At 52.5% G+C, this 15,813-nt stretch carries 11 protein-coding genes and 1 pseudogene; 6 read left to right on the forward strand and 6 right to left on the reverse strand.

What is annotated here, in order from left to right:
- Positions 1-255: pseudogene (locus ACT3TC_RS16545) on the forward strand (erythrose-4-phosphate dehydrogenase); the annotation flags it as partial.
- Positions 256-269: 14 nt separating this feature from the next.
- On the opposite strand, the gene ACT3TC_RS16550 reads toward ACT3TC_RS16545, so the two are convergent.
- From ACT3TC_RS16550 to ACT3TC_RS16575, 6 genes are all read right to left on the reverse strand, one after another.
- The gene (locus tag ACT3TC_RS16550) at positions 270-1,301 is read right to left on the reverse strand and encodes a LacI family DNA-binding transcriptional regulator (RefSeq protein ID WP_444641035.1); all 1,032 of its coding nucleotides are present in this window, start codon (positions 1,299-1,301) and stop codon (positions 270-272) included.
- 189 nt (positions 1,302-1,490) lie between these two features.
- Positions 1,491-2,597 carry an ABC transporter ATP-binding protein gene (locus ACT3TC_RS16555; protein WP_444641022.1) on the reverse strand — a complete coding sequence of 369 codons (1,107 nt, stop codon included), beginning with the start codon at positions 2,595-2,597 and terminating at the stop codon, positions 1,491-1,493.
- Positions 2,598-2,689: 92 nt separating this feature from the next.
- Complete coding sequence (locus ACT3TC_RS16560) at positions 2,690-4,306, reverse strand: alpha-glucosidase (RefSeq protein ID WP_083002977.1); 1,617 nt, start codon at positions 4,304-4,306, stop codon at positions 2,690-2,692.
- Positions 4,307-4,343: 37 nt separating this feature from the next.
- Positions 4,344-5,186, reverse strand: coding sequence for a carbohydrate ABC transporter permease (locus tag ACT3TC_RS16565; RefSeq protein WP_444641024.1), 843 nt, complete (start codon positions 5,184-5,186; stop codon positions 4,344-4,346).
- On the reverse strand, positions 5,186-6,172 hold the full coding sequence (locus ACT3TC_RS16570; RefSeq protein ID WP_083002983.1) for a carbohydrate ABC transporter permease: 987 nt from the start codon (positions 6,170-6,172) through the stop codon (positions 5,186-5,188). Before ACT3TC_RS16570 ends, ACT3TC_RS16565 begins: the two co-directional genes overlap by 1 nt.
- 14 nt (positions 6,173-6,186) lie before the next feature.
- Positions 6,187-7,458, reverse strand: a complete 1,272-nt coding sequence (locus ACT3TC_RS16575; protein WP_083002986.1) for an ABC transporter substrate-binding protein — start codon at positions 7,456-7,458, stop codon at positions 6,187-6,189.
- Between the two features lie 558 nt (positions 7,459-8,016).
- On the opposite strand from ACT3TC_RS16575, the gene ACT3TC_RS16580 reads away from it, so the two are divergent.
- The 5 genes from ACT3TC_RS16580 to ACT3TC_RS16600 form a co-directional block, all read left to right on the forward strand.
- Positions 8,017-9,546 carry a carbohydrate porin gene (locus ACT3TC_RS16580; protein ID WP_444641026.1) on the forward strand — a complete coding sequence of 510 codons (1,530 nt, stop codon included), beginning with the start codon at positions 8,017-8,019 and terminating at the stop codon, positions 9,544-9,546.
- Positions 9,547-9,592: 46 nt separating this feature from the next.
- Positions 9,593-12,382, forward strand: coding sequence for an HTH-type transcriptional regulator MalT (malT, locus tag ACT3TC_RS16585; protein ID WP_444641028.1), 2,790 nt, complete (start codon positions 9,593-9,595; stop codon positions 12,380-12,382).
- Positions 12,383-12,527: 145 nt separating this feature from the next.
- Entirely contained in the window at positions 12,528-14,237 is a 1,710-nt protein-coding gene (locus ACT3TC_RS16590; protein WP_444641030.1) for an alpha-glucosidase family protein, read from the forward strand.
- Positions 14,225-15,340, forward strand: a complete 1,116-nt coding sequence (gene ugpC, locus ACT3TC_RS16595; protein ID WP_444641032.1) for a sn-glycerol-3-phosphate ABC transporter ATP-binding protein UgpC — start codon at positions 14,225-14,227, stop codon at positions 15,338-15,340. Before ACT3TC_RS16590 ends, ugpC begins: the two co-directional genes overlap by 13 nt.
- Before the next feature lie 159 nt (positions 15,341-15,499).
- The coding region (locus ACT3TC_RS16600) for a DUF3455 domain-containing protein (protein ID WP_444641034.1) at positions 15,500-15,813 on the forward strand (314 nt) is incomplete at its 3' end.

The raw sequence follows: 15,813 nt of genomic DNA on the forward strand, positions 1-15,813 counted from the left end.
AGCCGCGATACCACCAAAGAAGAGATCAATGCAATTGTTGAAAAAGCAGCGGCGAACTCGTCTGTGCTAGCGGTTAACGCACAGCCGCTGGTGTCTATTGATTTCAATCATGATGCACACTCGTCTACTTTTGATGCTAATCACACCCGTGTGAATGGCCGCCTGGTGAAAATTATGGCGTGGTACGACAACGAGTGGGGTTTCTCCAACCGTATGTTAGATACCGCCCTTGCCATGCAGAAAACGGCCAAATAGTACCTGGCTGATTTTTATGGGCAAGTGTCACCCAGCAGCAACTCTGTTTTGAGTAGCTGCTGGGTTTTGGGTATCCGACCTAGAATCATTTTTGCCGCCACGCGGCCTTTGCCCGCACTGTCCTGGCGCATGGTCGTTAAACGCGGTGCTCTATATTGCCCTTCAGCAATGCCATCAAAGCCTGTAATTCTTAGCTCCCCAGGTACGTGAATACCGCGCTGTTCGGCTAGCGTAAGCGCGGTAAGCGCAATACGGTCTGACATACACAGCAACAGATCCGGGCGCTGCTTGGCAGGCAAGTCAAGGATTTCTGTGATTACCGGTGAGCACACGTCAAACACGTTCTCTTCGATATTCCACAGTGGGATCTGTTCAGCATCAAAGCCATGTTCGGTGAGTGCGGCATGAAATCCGGCCAGGCGCGCACGGCTGATGGTGCTACTGTCTGGAAGTAGGGTGTGCACTTTGGTGACTCGGCCGTTGCAATGCTCTTTTGTCAGGCGAAGATTAATTACCGCAGGCCGCTGTGGCCGCGTTTTTAATGCGTGCTGGGCAAGGTGGTAGCTCGCGTCTTGGTCATCGATATGAACAGTCGGGCTGCCGTCAATATCAAAATCCACAGACACCAGTGGCCGCTGCGAAGGCAGCTCGCTTAGCAGCTTGTTATTAGGCATCAGGCCGTAAACGATAAAGCCATCGGCAATGTTTGCGGACCCTGGCGGCTGTGAAGCATGGCCTCGACCGGGCAGTAGTAGCATGGTATGACCATGTGCATCGAGTACTTCAGCGACACCGGATAAAAATTCACTGGCGACAGCATCATTGAGGCTGTAGGTCAGGCTTTCGGCAAGAATAACCGCAACAATGCTGGAACGCCCAGTACGCAGGCTGCGGGCCTTGGCATCTGGACCGTTATACCCAAGGCGTTTGGCCTCGCTTAAAATACGATCGCGCAGAAGTGGCGAAAGCTGGTCGGGGCGGTTGAAGGCATTTGATATTGTCGCGGTGGAAACGCCGAGTTCTGTGGCAAGATCCTTGAGAGTCATTCTACGATGGGCTGTCACGGGCTTCCTATCCTGTTTAATTATTTGAGTGTTATTTTACATCGCAGGCTAATGAATTGAATCTGGCGCACAAAAATACGGCCTTGACGTTGTTTCTACTACCTTTGCATAAAGAGGTAGTAGCATCAAAGGCCGTTGTTCGCTTAGCAACAGCGCAGTCGATTGTGTTCGTTAAGCCGCAGAGCGTGTCTCTGAAAGCATCAATGCTGCTCCGCTTTCATCAAATAGGTGCACATGCTCAATGTCAGGCACCAGGGATACTTTTTGGCCTTCTTCCCACTTGCTTGGGGCTTCGCTGCGGTGGATAAGCAGTGTATCGCCCTCTTTGGGTTCTAGGTAGACATAGACCTCATTACCCAGATACTCGACATTGAAAATTTCAAAGCAGTTATCGCCCTTGGGTGCCTCTAAGCGTAGGTGCTCGGGGCGTATGCCTAAGGTAAGTGAGCTGCCCGTGGGATAGGCATCTGCGGCTTGGGGAAGTGCGACCTCTCCCAATCCTTTTGCAGTCACCCGGCAACCATCTTTTGAACCGCTGGCAAGCTCCGCGGGCATAAAATTCATCGTCGGTGAACCGATAAAACCGGCGACAAACTTGGTGGCTGGGCGTTGATAAAGCTCATGTGGGCTGCCAACTTGCTCGATATGGCCGCCTTTTAGCACCACGATTTTATCTGCCAAGGTCATCGCTTCGACTTGGTCGTGGGTCACATAAATCATCGTAGAGCCCAGGCGATTGTGCAGCCTGGCGATCTCGTTGCGCATTTGTACTCGCAGCGACGCATCCAGGTTGGAAAGTGGCTCATCAAAAAGCAGAATGCGAGGTTCTCGGGCCATCGCACGGCCCATTGCAACACGCTGGCGCTGACCGCCCGACAGTGCTTTCGGCTTGCGGTGCAATAGGTCCTCAAGCTGCAAAATTTTAGCGGTACTCATTACCCGTTCATGAACCGTCTCTTTGTCCGTTTTGGCAAGCTTCAAGCCAAAGGCCATGTTGTCATAAACAGTCATGTGTGGATAAAGAGCATACGACTGGAACACCATGCCCACACCACGTTCACGTGGGGGAAGGTCATTAACTAACGTATCACCAATGTTTAAGTCACCGTCGGTGATTGACTCAAGACCCGCGATAAGGCGCAGCAGTGTGGATTTGCCACAGCCGGATGGGCCAACAAAGACGACAAATTCACCATCGCCAATGGTCAGGTCAACGTCTTTAATAATGTGATCGCGACCAAATACTTTGTTGATCTTTTCAAGCGTAACACTTGCCATGGTTAGCTCCTTGTCGGCCTCAATGCTGCATTCCTCGTATCGGGCCGACTATCGTTATTGAATGTTGTTATTGAGTATTGCCATTGATTTGACTAAGCAACGTGCATGAAAGCGGCTTGATAGGCAGGCAGCGTCAGCACATTGTTTTTACGTGCCGCAGTGAAGCCGTGTCCTTCCAGGTCACCAATGACGTCTAAGGGGAGAGCAGTTTGCAGCTCATTCCCCGTCAGGTTAAAGACACACAGCACTTTCTCTTGGTCATTTTGACGAATAAAGCCCAACAGCTCCTCGCCAACTTCAATAAGCTGTAAATCACCGTCGAACAGCGCGGAGTGCGCTTGGCGGAAAGCCAACATGCGACGCACACCGTTAAGCGTTGAGTACGAGTCTGTTTGCTGTCGGCTAACCGCCAATGGCAGGTGGCGTTTTTCTACGGGTAGCCATGGTTCAATGGCCGAGAAGCCTGCCTGGGGGCCATCTGTCCATGGCATCGGCGTGCGGCACCCGTCTCGGCCTTTAAACTCTGGCCAGAGCACTTTGCCGTAAGGGTCTTGAATGCGCTCGAAGGGCACGTCGGCTTCAGGAAGCCCTAACTCTTCCCCCTGATAAAGGCAGACGCTGCCGCGTAGGGAAAACAGCATGGCGAGCATCACTTTAGGATAAGCAATGGGATCTTCTTCAGCGCCCCAGCGCGATGCGCTGCGTTCAACATCATGGTTGGATGTTGCCCAGCAGGGCCAAGCGTCGCCCGCTAAGTGCTGAAAGCGCTCAATAACATGACGAATATAGCTAGCGGACCGTGGCTTATTGAGCAAGTCAAAGGTGTAAGCCATATGCAGTTTGTCACCGCCTGCGGTGTACTCCGCCATGCGCTCAAGTGGGTTGTCATCGCCGATTTCACCCACGGTCGTAGTACCGGGGTACTCATCCATCAAGGCGCGTAAGTCTTTCAAGAAATCTACGTTTTCAGGGCGACTAATATCGTAGACATGGCGCTGCCACGTGTAGGGGTTAGCCTCTGGAGCGCCTAGAGTCTTGGATTCGCCTTTTGGCACCGGTGGATTGTCGCGCAGCTCAGCGTCGTGGAAGTAAAAGTTGACGGTATCAAGACGGAAACCATCAACGCCAAGGTCCAGCCAAAAGCGCATGTTATCCAGCTGCGCCTGACGGGCTTCCGGGTTGTGGAAGTTGACATCCGGTTGGCTGGTCAAAAAGTTGTGCAGATAATACTGCTGGCGGCGTGAATCAAAGGTCCAGGCAGGGCCGCCAAAAATAGATAGCCAGTTATTAGGGGGTGTGCCATCGGGCTTAGGGTCTGCCCATACAAACCAATCGGCTTTGGGGTTGGTACGATTCTGGCGGCTCTCTTTAAACCAAGCGTGCTGCTCAGAGGTGTGGCTGATGACTTGATCAATCATCACTTTTAGCCCAAGTGAATGGGCCTTGCCGAGCAGCGCCTTGAAATCATCCAGGGTGCCAAACATCGGATCAACGTCACGGTAGTCGCTGACGTCATACCCGAAATCCAACATGGGAGACGTGAAGAAAGGCGACAGCCAGACACCGTCAACATTCAAAGAAGCGACGTAATCCAGCTTTTCGGTAATGCCTTTCAGGTCACCAATACCGTCGCCACGGCTGTCTAGAAAGCTGCGGGGGTAAATTTGATAGATAACGCCGCCGCGCCACCAGGTCAGATTGTCTTGCATGAATAAATCCTTAATAAAACGTAAATAGCACCCACGCTTAGCCTTTAACTGCACCTGCAGTTAAGCCTGAAGCAATGCGACGTTGGAAAATGATGACCAGGATAACCAGTGGCACGGTGACGACGACCGACGCGGCCATAATTGGCCCCCAGGGAAGCTCGTAGGCGCTACCACCTGACAACAGTGCAATGGCAACAGGCACGGTGCGCTGGGCATCAGTGAGTGTGAAGGTTAAGGCGAACAGGAACTCATTCCACGCAGCAATAAAGGCAAGCAGGCCAGTCGTGGCCATGGCAGGCCACATCAGCGGTAGGAAAACTTTAGTAATCGTAATCCAGGGCGTAGCGCCATCCATGATGGCGGCTTCTTCCAACTCCATGGGCAGTTCTTTCATGAAGGTGGTAAGTACCCACACTGTGAAGGGCAGCGTGAAAATGGTGTAGCTCAGAATGAGGCCAGCGGGATTGTTGTAGAGATTTAGTGCGCGAATCACCTCAAACAAGCCTGAGAGCACCGCGACTTGAGGAAACATGGAAACCCCAAGAATGACCAGCATGACAGTAGAGCGACCACGAAAGCGAACCCGGCCCAGCGCGTAAGAGGCGGTGATACCCAGTAGAAGCGCGATGAAAACAACGCTAAACGCTACGACTACCGAGTTAAAAATCGCACGTATAAAGCTCGACTGGCTAAAAATCTGCGCATAGTTGTCCAGGTTCCAGTTTGAGGGCCAAAGTTCAACTCGGAAAAGCTCGCTGGAAGGTTTAAGTGAGGTAATGACCGCGTAATAAAACGGGAAAACGGCATACACCATAATCAGCGCAATTAAGGCCCAAAAGCCGACGCGCTTGGCAATTTTGGCTAACTGACGTTGGTTCATCAGTCACCTCCTAGTTGTATTTTGTTGCGGCCTAAATAGAGGTAAGCAACGGTGGCCAGGGCAATAATCAAGAACAACAGCGTAGAGGCGGCACTACCGTAACCAACATCCTGGAACTCAACCAATTGTTGACGCGCATAGACTGACATCGACATCGTGCTGGTCGAGTTAGAAGTCAGTACGTAGATCACGTCGAACACCCGCAGGGCATCTAGAAGGCGGAAAATAACCGCTACCATCAAAGCCGGCGTAATCAGCGGCAGAGTAACTTTGAAGAACACACGCACGGGATGAATGCCGTCTACTTCTGCAGCTTCGTAACAATCTTTTGGCAACATTTGCAGGGCGGCTAATACCAACAGGGCGACAAACGGAATTGTTTTCCAGACATCAACCATGATGACGGCCCACATGGAGTAAGTAGCGCTAGCCGTCCAGGCAATAGGATTGTCGATAATCCCAACCGTCATTAGCAGGTGGTTGATGATGCCGAACTGATCGTTGAGCATCCACGCCCACATTTGGGCGGAAACGATGGTGGGGATTGCCCACGGAATCAGCACCGCTGCGCGAACAATCGTCCGGCCCTTAAACTCCGCATTTAGAATCAGCGCCACAATGACACCGAAAATGACTTCTAAAGAGACAGATACCACCGAAAAATAAACAGTGTTCCAAACAGAACGCCACCAGATAGGGTCGGCAAGAACCCCGAACCAACGGCCATTGTCATAGACGAGATAGTTTTCAAACCCGATTAGATTAGCCGCACCTAGGTCCGACAGTGATGCATCTGTAAAGCTTAGAAAAAATGTTCGCATTAACGGCCAGCCAGCAACCAGCGTTAATGCAATCAGCATGGGAGCCAAGAACAGCCAAGCCGCTTTGACCCGCTGACGGCGTACTTTAGTGCCGCGATGCCGACGCGCTGGCGCTGCGGCTGAGCGCGCCTCCAGGGGCGCGCTGTTGTTAGAAGAGGTCGACATAGGTGTCTCCGCGGTTACCAGTTGCGACGCTTCAGGCGGAGTAGATCGCCTTCGAGGTCAGCGACGGCGTCAGCACCAGTTTTAGTGCCTGAAAGCACATCATGTGAGGTGCTGAAGAAGGCGTTGCTGACACGGCCATAGGCATCCCCAGTAGGTGCTGACGGACGGGCGACGGCGTTGGTGAAGGTGTCGTAAAGGGTGCCGAAGAAAGGTACGGCTTCCAGTACTTCTTCATCTTGGTAAAGCGCATCGATGGTGGGGTTGTAGGAAGCTTGGATAGCACGACGCTTTTGCTCTTCTTCACCGGCCAAGAAAGCGACCAGATCAGCGGCAAGCTCGGGATGTTCGCTATAGCGGGATACCGCTAAGTTCCAACCGCCTAAACCGGCTGCACTTTGCCCGTCCTCTCCACCTGCGGGTAATTGGGTGACGCCGACGTTGCCACGTACATCACTATCCTCGCTTTGAGCCAGTGACCATGCGTATGGCCAGTTACGCATAAACACGGCATTCCCACCCTGGAAGACGCCACGGGCTTCTTCTTCGGTGTAATTCAGCACGCCCTCTGGAGAGATATCGCCAATCCATGAAGCTGCTAAATCTAGCGCTTCAGCAGCTTTCTCGTTATTAATGGTTACTTCGCCATTCTGATCTACCACGGTACCGCCACCGAAGCTTGAAACCCACTCCAGTGCATTGACAGTAAGTCCTTCATAAGCACGACCCTGGAAAACAAAACCCTGCATCCGATCATTGCCTTCTGCGCGCTCGGCATCTTTGATATCACGCGCGATGTCGGTCAGTTCTTGCCACGTAGTAGGTACGTCATGGCCATGTTTCTCCAGCAAGTCCTCGCGGTAATACAGAACACCTGCATCGGTAAACCAGGGCATCGCAACTAGGCGGCCATCGATAGTGTTGTTAGTGACAATGGTGTCGAAGTGACCTGCGGCAGCATCTTCCCCGAGTACTTCGCTTAGATCGAGCAGGTGATTAGCAAGTAGGCCAGGCCAGACAACATCGATCTGCATGACATCAATGTCGCTAGAATTGGCGGACAAAATTTGTTGGTAGAGTGACAAGCGTTCAGTAGATGAGTTTGGCGTTGAAACCACATCGACACTGTGCCCAGTCTTCTCTTCCCAGGCGCTTACACCTTCTTGGCAAAGGGTAAGCTCCGCACCAACAGCTCCACAAGAAATGGTTAACTCAGCCGCTTGGGCAGAGCCTGTGGCGCTAGCGATACTAGCTAAAGCAATGGCAGAAGTGAGTAATGTCTTTTTCATAGGGCGTTCCTCGGCGTTTATTGTTGTGGGTAATGGCTGTTAAAAGCGCTTGCAGCGCTTACTTAAACGATTAAGTAAGGTGCCAGTTAGCCGTCTCCTCGTGACAAGTTCAATAGCGACTTTTGTCTAATGTCGGTGCATTACTTTTTTCTAACCTAATGATCAGTTTAGACATTGGTCGATAATTAGTAATTTCTTGTTGGTTTACTACCTCTTAATCGATTAAGTTCTTTCTACCGTTATTTAGCGGGATAAAACGTAGTTGCTTTGCAGCATAATCTTCTGAATTTGGTTCTCGGTACAGCGTTTAACGTGACTCAGTGGGAGAGTCGTTGGGCGTGTTGATAAGCGGGGCTATCCGTGCAGTAAAGCGCCAGACTGATGGCTTTGGCTCGAAGGAAGGTTTAAAGCAAAAGCTTACGTTTTCAAGAAAATCTCAAAAATAAAAGATTTAAAACCAAGTTTTTAAAGCGGCCTTTAATGCATGAGAAATAAGAAGATAGCTTTCAAAGGTACAGTCTTTAAAAACAGCGGTTTAATAAATTAGGGTTTAAAACAATGCACAAAATGACATTCAAAACACCCCTCGCCATTGCCATCGCCGCTGCAAGCTTTGGGCTGTGTGGAACTGCTAGCGCCAATACCACATTGGAAGAACGGTTTGCTCAGTTAGAGGCACGAATTGCGGCTGCCGAGCAGCGGGCGGATGCCGCAGAGCGTCGCGCGGAGTTAGCAGAGCAGGGACAAACCGCACCATCGTCAAGTGCGCCCGCCGCCGCCACTGATGCTGATATTGAAGAACGCCTTGCCCGTGTAGAGCGCCAATCCAGCGGTGAAGAAGGATTCTCCTTTAATGTCTATGCTCGTTCCGGCCTGCTAATTGGTGAAGATGGCAAAAGTGCACCAGGTGGCCCTTATCTAACACCCGCGGGTGGAAATGGCGGTGCCGTTGGTCGTCTGGGCAACGAGCCGGATACTTACTCTGAAGCCATTCTTAATTACCGCATGCAGTTTGATAACGGTGCAAAAGCCCGTTACACCACTATGTTGGCTGCCGGTACTAATTCCAGCAACGACTGGGTGGGTGATGATACCAACCTAAACGTGCGCCAGGCGTATGCAGAGTTTAGTGACTTACCAAGCTTTACCGGCGCGTTTGAAAACGCTTCTATTTGGGCCGGTAAGCGCTTTGACCGCGATAACTTTGATATCCACTGGCTTGATAGCGATGTCGTCTTCCTCGCGGGTACCGGTGGTGGTATTTACGACATGCAGCTAGCCGATAACTGGAAGAGTAACTTTTCAGTTTATGGTCGCAGCTTCAGCGACTATCCGGTCGTCAACCGTGAAAATCCCGGTTTAGATGGAGAAAATAGCGATACTGATAACCTCGTATTGACCTCTAATAATTACTTCGGTAACTGGCAGGTCATGGTCAACGGCATGTCTGCTGCGGATAACGATGAGCGTGATATCGGCGTGGGCCAAACTGCGGCTGATACAGGCTGGCATACCATGGTGGCTTACCACGGCGATAGCTTCTTCGGCATGGGCGAGGGTAACTTTAAGGCTGCTGTACTGCACGGCCAAGGCTTAGGGGCTGAAGTTAAAGGGTTGGGTAGTAACGGCGACCTGACGGATGATGCTACCGCAACGCGGCTGGCGTTATACGGAACGACCTATATTGCACCGAAGTGGCGTATTGCACCGTCTATACTGGCTGAAACCAGTGAAGATCGTTTCGCCAATGGTGACAGTTATGATTGGGCTACGCTAAACGTACGTCTGGCGAATGAAATCAATCAGAATTTTGAAATGCAGTACGAAGCTAGCTATCAGTGGATGGATTTAGATCCACAGGGTTACAGTGACCGTAACGCGGTTGATGGTGACTATATGAAGTTCACTATCGCACCGACTTTCAAGCCGGAAGTAGGTGGTTTCTGGAAGCGTCCTGAGATCCGTCTATTCACGACTTACAGCGATTGGGATGATAGCCTTAATAGCTACGGTGCAAGTTCTCTAGGTAGCGATGGATTTACTGGCGGTGAATTTACCTTTGGTGTACAAACCGAGGTATGGTTCTAAGCAGAGGTTCTGAGCATAGGTTCTAAGCGTAAGCCGCTGCTCGCTAGTGAAAACTGTTTCTCCAATGCTGATTGCCCGCGACGTGTCGCGGGCTTTTTGTTATGTAAAAGCACTGATATCGGGAGGCGCTGATGTCGTTACTCCAAGAAAGCTAAAGGCACCGCCGTTGCCGCTTAGTGTGGTGGCCCGTCCACGTCTAAATGATCATTTCGCCTTAAACGAGCGTACCCGCCTGCTAGTGCTGGCAGCGCCCTCGGGTTATGGCAAAACCACACTGCTGGCCGAACGGTTGCCCGCGCTGGAACAGGAGACTGCTTGGCTTCGGTTGGATCAGCGTGATAATCAGCCAGCACGCTTTCTAACCTACTGGCGTGCAGCGTTGAACAAACTGTTCGATGACACCTATGTGCTTTCGTCCATGGCTGACAATGCTGACTGCATCGAGCAGCTTGAACGCTGGTTGGGCGAGTTACCCGAGCAACGTTCCCCGTGTCGTTTTGTCGTAGATGAATTTGAACACGTGACCCATCCCGATATTTTGGCTGGCGTCGCTCACTGGCTGCGTCATCAGCCACCCTGGTTGACCTTGACACTGGCGAGCCGCTCACGCCCAGCGCTTGGTTTGGCGAGCTTGCGATTGAGGGGGGAACTTGAAGAGATAGATCTTCACGACTTGGCCTTTGACAGCGAAGAAGCACTCACTCTGTGTGCTGAACAGCTAAGTTTTCCACCCACTCGAGTAAGCCTTGAACGCGCGTTGCGTAGAAGCGGTGGTTGGATCGTGGCGCTTAACTGGCTGGTTGAGCGAACCACCACGCGCGCGGGATTTGATGCGCTGGTAGAGCGTTTAAGCGGTGCGCATCCTGATTTTGTCGCTTGGTTTGATGAACTGCTCGCCGCTTCGCTTCCTGCTGAAGAGCGCGAGCTGATGCTTCAGTTGGGGGTGTTAGAGCGTTTTTCGCCCGAGCTAATGGCACGCCTTTTGGAAGGGGAGCGGCTAACTCAGCGTTTAGAAGCGTTTGAGCAAGCGGGACTCTTTATTGAGCGACCCGACCCGCATTCCCAGTGGTTCCGCTTTCAGCGGTTATTTGGCGAGTATCTTCGACACCGCCGCCACGAGCTTAATTTATCCACTCAGCGTAGGTTGCATCAGCGGGCGAGCCAGGCGTGGTTAGCGCTAAATGATCCCGTCATGGCGTTACGACAGGCAATCTTAGCCGAGGAGCAAGAAGACGTTGCCAGCTTATTGACCGAGCAGGGCCCTGCCTTATTAGCCGGTGGGGCCTATGCGTTATTAGCGCAAGGTTTTGCGTTGCTGGGCGAACCGCGGCTTTCAAAAAGTCCGGAGCATACGCTGCTCTATGGTTGGGTATCCCATGGGCAATTTCAATTTGATATCACGGCACGAGTGATCGGATGGATAGAGGCGCAACTGGGTGAGCCCGAATGGCAGGCATTGAACGCTGAATTTGCCACGTTGCGTGCCCAATTGGCGATTAACCATGGTGATGCTGAGCGCGCAGCGCCACTTGCTGAGCAGGCGCTTGCGGTGCCTGCGCGTTACTTAGCGTCAACGCCGTTGACGGCAACAGCTATTCTAAGCGAAGCGCGCTTTGTACAAGGCTATTTAGAGGAGTCGCTGCAGCGGGTGCGTGACGTAGAGCGTCAGGCGCGGCAGGGCGATGATCATCAACGACTGCTGTGGTCGTTTTGTCATCAGTCGGAAGCACTGGTGGCTCAAGGTCGCTTGCAGGCCGCCTATGATATTCAAGAGCGTGCCTTTGCTCATCTAGAGCGCGCCGAACTTGAACATTTACCGGTCGCGGAGTTTTTGTACCGCATTCGCAGCCAGGTGCTTTGGGAGTGGCATCGGTTAGATGAAGCCGAGCAGGCCGCGTTGAAAGGTATTGCGGTGTTAGACAATCAAGGCGAGCGCTGGACGCTTCAGTGCCATATTCAGCTCGCTAAAGTCGCCCAGAGCCGGGGAGACCAAGCGCAGTGTGCTGACCATATTCGTAGGCTTCGCAAAATTCTCTCAGAAGGGGATTACCATATTGATTGGGTAGCCAATGCCCATGCAACGCTGTTGGCGTGGTGGCAATCGACACACGATATGGACGCGGTTGAACGTTGGCGCCAAGAAGCGCCAGAACCACTTACCGAGCATGCCACCAACCACTTTTCTCAGTGCAACGTGCGTAATCATGCCCGTGCATTAACACTATTGGGGCGCTACGAAGAGGCCCGCGAACTGCTGGATGCCCTTGAAGCCCACACCCAGCGACTGGGATTAGTGACCGACGCGAATCGCAATCAGCTGTGCTTAGCGGCGGTGGCTTGGTATCAAGGTCAAACCGCCCAGGCAAGTAGCCATATGCAGCAGGCACTTGGTTTAGCTTCCCGTACCGCATTGGTAGGCAGCTTTTTACGCTTAGGAAAACCACTGGGGGAGCTGCTGTCGACGTTATTAGCAAGTAACACCTTAGCCCCCCTTGAACAGGCTCGTGCGGAACGGTTATTGACCTTAGCTGGCCGCCAAAAAGATTTTGGCAGTGCCCGCCGCTTGATGTTAGACGAGACAGTGATTGCAAACATTGTGGCACGGCCCGATGTGCCTGAACTTATCAGAACATCGCCACTGACTCGACGAGAGTGGCAAATCTTGGGGCTGATTCATGCTGGGCTCTCTAATGAGCAAATCGCTGAACAGCTGTCGGTGGCGCCCACCACCATCAAAACGCATATTCGCAGCCTTTACCAAAAACAGAATATTCGGCGGCGTGACGAAGCCATTGCGCTGGCGGGGCAATTATTGGCGCATATTCAAGGAGAATAAAGGAAGCGTAAACAGTGCTCATGGCCGGCGATAGCAGCTACTCCTAACGCCTACGCCTACCGCTGCCTCTAGGGGAGGATTTTATCTAACGATCAACGCTGCATCATGCCAATCAACAGGCCATTTAAAGGATAAGGACAATACGATGATGCAGATGCCTTCCACCTCCCACTACGTTGGCAGCCAAGGCGCTGACTGGTGGCGTGGCGCAGTGATTTATCAAATTTATCCGCGCAGCTTTATGGATAGCGACGGAAACGATGGACGAAGCGATGGGATTGGTGACTTAAAAGGGGTGATCGATAAGCTTGATTACATTGCCTCGCTAAACGTCGATGCCATCTGGCTGTCGCCGTTTTTCACCTCGCCCATGAAAGACTTCGGCTACGATATTAGCGATTACCGTGGTGTTGACCCGATGTTTGGCACCCTGGAAGATTTCGATCGCCTAGTAGAGGCCGCTCATGCCAGAGGGCTGAAGGTAACGATTGACCAAGTAATGTCGCACACTTCTGACCAGCACGCATGGTTTGAAGAGAGCCGCAAAAGTCGCGATAACCCGAAAGCGGACTGGTATGTCTGGGCCGACCCCAAACCTGATGGTGCGCCGCCTACCAACTGGCAATCGGTGTTTGGAGGTAGTGCTTGGCAGTGGGATACGCGCCGTTGCCAGTATTATCTGCATAACTTCCTGGCCAGTCAGCCGGATCTCAATTTCCGCACTCCCGCCGTGGTGGATGCCATTCTGGAAGAAGCGCGCTTTTGGCTAGAGCGGGGGGTCGACGGCTTCCGTCTTGATGCAGTGAACTTCTGCACCCATGGCGAGCTTAAGGATAATCCTCCGCGCGCAGAAGTAACCGAAAGCTTTTTAGGTGTTCGCCCAGATAACCCTTATGGCTACCAGTTACATCAGTACGATAAAACCCAGCCGGAAAACGTGGTGTTTTTAGAGCGCCTGCGAGGCCTGCTGGATGAGTATCCCGGCTCGACGAGCGTAGGAGAAGTTGGTGACGATGACGCCCTGGGCGTGATGGCGGAATACTCCCAAGGTGGGAATCGCCTGCACATGTGCTACTCCTTTAACCTGCTGACCGACAAAGCCGACCCTGGATATTTGCATAAAACGCTCACCGAAATGGAAGCTCGGATTGGTGATGGTTGGCCCTGTTGGGCACTGGGAAACCACGATGTTACCCGCCTTGCCACTCGCTGGCAGGCCGAAGGGCAACTGGATAAGCTGCGCCTTTATATGGTGTTTTTGCTTACCCAGAGGGGCAGTGTGTGCCTCTATCAAGGTGAAGAACTTGGCTTGCCAGAAGCCGAACTGACGTTTGAGCAGTTGGTTGACCCGGCGGGCATCACCTTTTGGCCTACCTATAAAGGCCGCGACGGCTGCCGAACGCCACACCCTTGGCAAGCTGACGTGCGACACGCTGGCTTTAGCGACGTTTCGCCCTGGCTGCCAGTGCCCGATTCGCACGCAAGCCTCGCCGTTGATCAGCAAGATAATGATGCCGGTTCGTTGCTCAATGCTTACCGTGAGTTTTTAGCATTCCGTCGCACCCAACCTGCGCTAGTAAAAGGCGATGTGCGCTACCACGCTGTGCATGACGATGTGCTCTGTTTAGAGCGCACTTATCAACAAACACGCTTGCTGATTGCGCTGAATTTTAGCGATCAACCCGTCACTCGCGTGGCGCCGGAGGGCGCTGAATCACTGACGGGTTCGCCTTCTTGGCTAAATGGCGTATGGCAGGAGGGGCAACTACGACTACCGAAACTGTCCCTTCCGCCCTATGGCGTAGCGATTGCCTGCTGCCCACAATCCGAGGAGGATGCACCATGGGACGTTTAACGCTTAGCGGTATTGGTAAATCCTTTGACGGTGTGGAAATCTCTCGGGATATCGATCTTACGATCGAAGATGGCGAGTTTGTGGTCTTCGTTGGCCCTTCTGGCTGCGGAAAATCCACCCTGCTGCGTATGATTGCCGGTCTTGAAGACATCACCGAAGGCGATATGCAGCTTGATGGTCAGCGGATCAATGAGATTCCGCCTCAGGAGCGGGATATCGGTATGGTGTTCCAATCCTATGCGCTTTACCCGCATATGAGCGTGGCGGAAAATATGGCTTTTGGCTTAAAGCTGGCGCGTACTGATAAAGCTGAAATTCGTCGTCGTGTACAGCACGCCGCTGAAATGCTGCACTTAACTGAACTACTTGAACGCAAACCTAAAGATCTTTCAGGTGGCCAGCGTCAGCGGGTAGCGATTGGCCGTACCTTGGTAAAAGAGCCCGCGGTTTTTCTATTCGATGAACCGCTCTCAAACCTGGATGCCGCGCTGCGGGTGGATATGCGGGTGCAGATTGCGGCCCTGCATAAGCGCCTGAACGCCACCATGATCTACGTGACCCACGATCAAGTGGAAGCGATGACTCTGGCTGACCGTATTGTGCTGCTTTCCCGTGGTCGTATCGCTCAGGTTGGCGCGCCGCTCTCGCTTTATCACTTCCCTAAAACCCTTGAAGTGGCCGAGTTCATCGGCTCGCCGCGGATTAATACCTTTCCCGTCACGGTGGTAGACCCAGGTGAACGTCAAACAGTAGTGCGTCTGCATAGCGGTGACGCGCTGACAGTGGCGGTCAATGGCAAGCACCTTCAGTCAGGGGATAGTGCAACGCTTGGGCTGCGGGCAGAAGATTTTGTCGCAGCCGAGCAGGCAGAAGCCACGCTGAATGCGACCTTAATGGTGGCGGAAAAGTTGGGTTACGAAACGCTGGCGCATTGGCAGGTAGCAGGCATCGACGTCCCACTTACCCAGCGTTTAGACGGTTTGACCCACCTGAAAGAGGGGCAAACGGTGCGTTTGGGACTTGTAGGCCAGCATTGCCATCTGTTTGATCACAGTGGCAATGCTTGCCCCCGGCAGGTTGAAGTAGATGGCGTTAGCCAATAATTAATCAGCTGATTTATATACATAAAAAGCGCCTCAGATTTTTTAGGCGCTTTTTTCTTAATTATTTTCTAAAACGAGTGCATCCAAAACGTCTCCTCGTGTGTATCCCCTATACAGCCACACTTTGCAGTGGTTGATACAAAACCCAAGGAGACTGAAATGACTATCCAACCTCTTACGCGTGCAGCACTCGCCGCTACCTTGATTGCATCCTTCAGTCACGTTGCGCTGGCCGATATGACGCCTGCCGACGTTCAAGTGCCCGATGGCAATACCGTCGCCCTGGAAACAGTCGGTGTGGGTGCGATTACCTACATGTGTGAAGCCAAAGACGACGGTACTATGGGCTGGGTATTCAAAGGCCCACACGCGGCGCTGAACGACAATGATGGGGCTCAAGTTGGCAGCTACTACGGCCCGCCTGCTACTTGGGAAGCATTGGATGGCTCCAAAATAACCGGCACTCAGCTGGC

The organism is Halomonas sp. AOP27-A1-41, from assembly GCF_052378605.1.
Lineage (GTDB): Bacteria > Pseudomonadota > Gammaproteobacteria > Pseudomonadales > Halomonadaceae > Vreelandella > Vreelandella citrativorans.

Excerpts from the sequence above, each read along its gene's own strand:
- ugpC (WP_444641032.1), top strand. The coding sequence starts at position 14,225 with ATGGGACGTTTAACGCTTAGCGGTATTGGTAAATCCTTTGACGGTGTG.
- ACT3TC_RS16570 (WP_083002983.1), bottom strand. The coding sequence starts at position 6,172 with ATGTCGACCTCTTCTAACAACAGCGCGCCCCTGGAGGCGCGCTCAGCC.
- ACT3TC_RS16565 (WP_444641024.1), bottom strand. The coding sequence starts at position 5,186 with ATGAACCAACGTCAGTTAGCCAAAATTGCCAAGCGCGTCGGCTTTTGG.
- ACT3TC_RS16560 (WP_083002977.1), bottom strand. The coding sequence starts at position 4,306 with ATGCAAGACAATCTGACCTGGTGGCGCGGCGGCGTTATCTATCAAATT.
- ACT3TC_RS16550 (WP_444641035.1), bottom strand. The coding sequence starts at position 1,301 with ATGACTCTCAAGGATCTTGCCACAGAACTCGGCGTTTCCACCGCGACA.
- ACT3TC_RS16580 (WP_444641026.1), top strand. The coding sequence starts at position 8,017 with ATGCACAAAATGACATTCAAAACACCCCTCGCCATTGCCATCGCCGCT.
- ACT3TC_RS16575 (WP_083002986.1), bottom strand. The coding sequence starts at position 7,458 with ATGAAAAAGACATTACTCACTTCTGCCATTGCTTTAGCTAGTATCGCT.
- ACT3TC_RS16555 (WP_444641022.1), bottom strand. The coding sequence starts at position 2,597 with ATGGCAAGTGTTACGCTTGAAAAGATCAACAAAGTATTTGGTCGCGAT.
- ACT3TC_RS16590 (WP_444641030.1), top strand. The coding sequence starts at position 12,528 with ATGATGCAGATGCCTTCCACCTCCCACTACGTTGGCAGCCAAGGCGCT.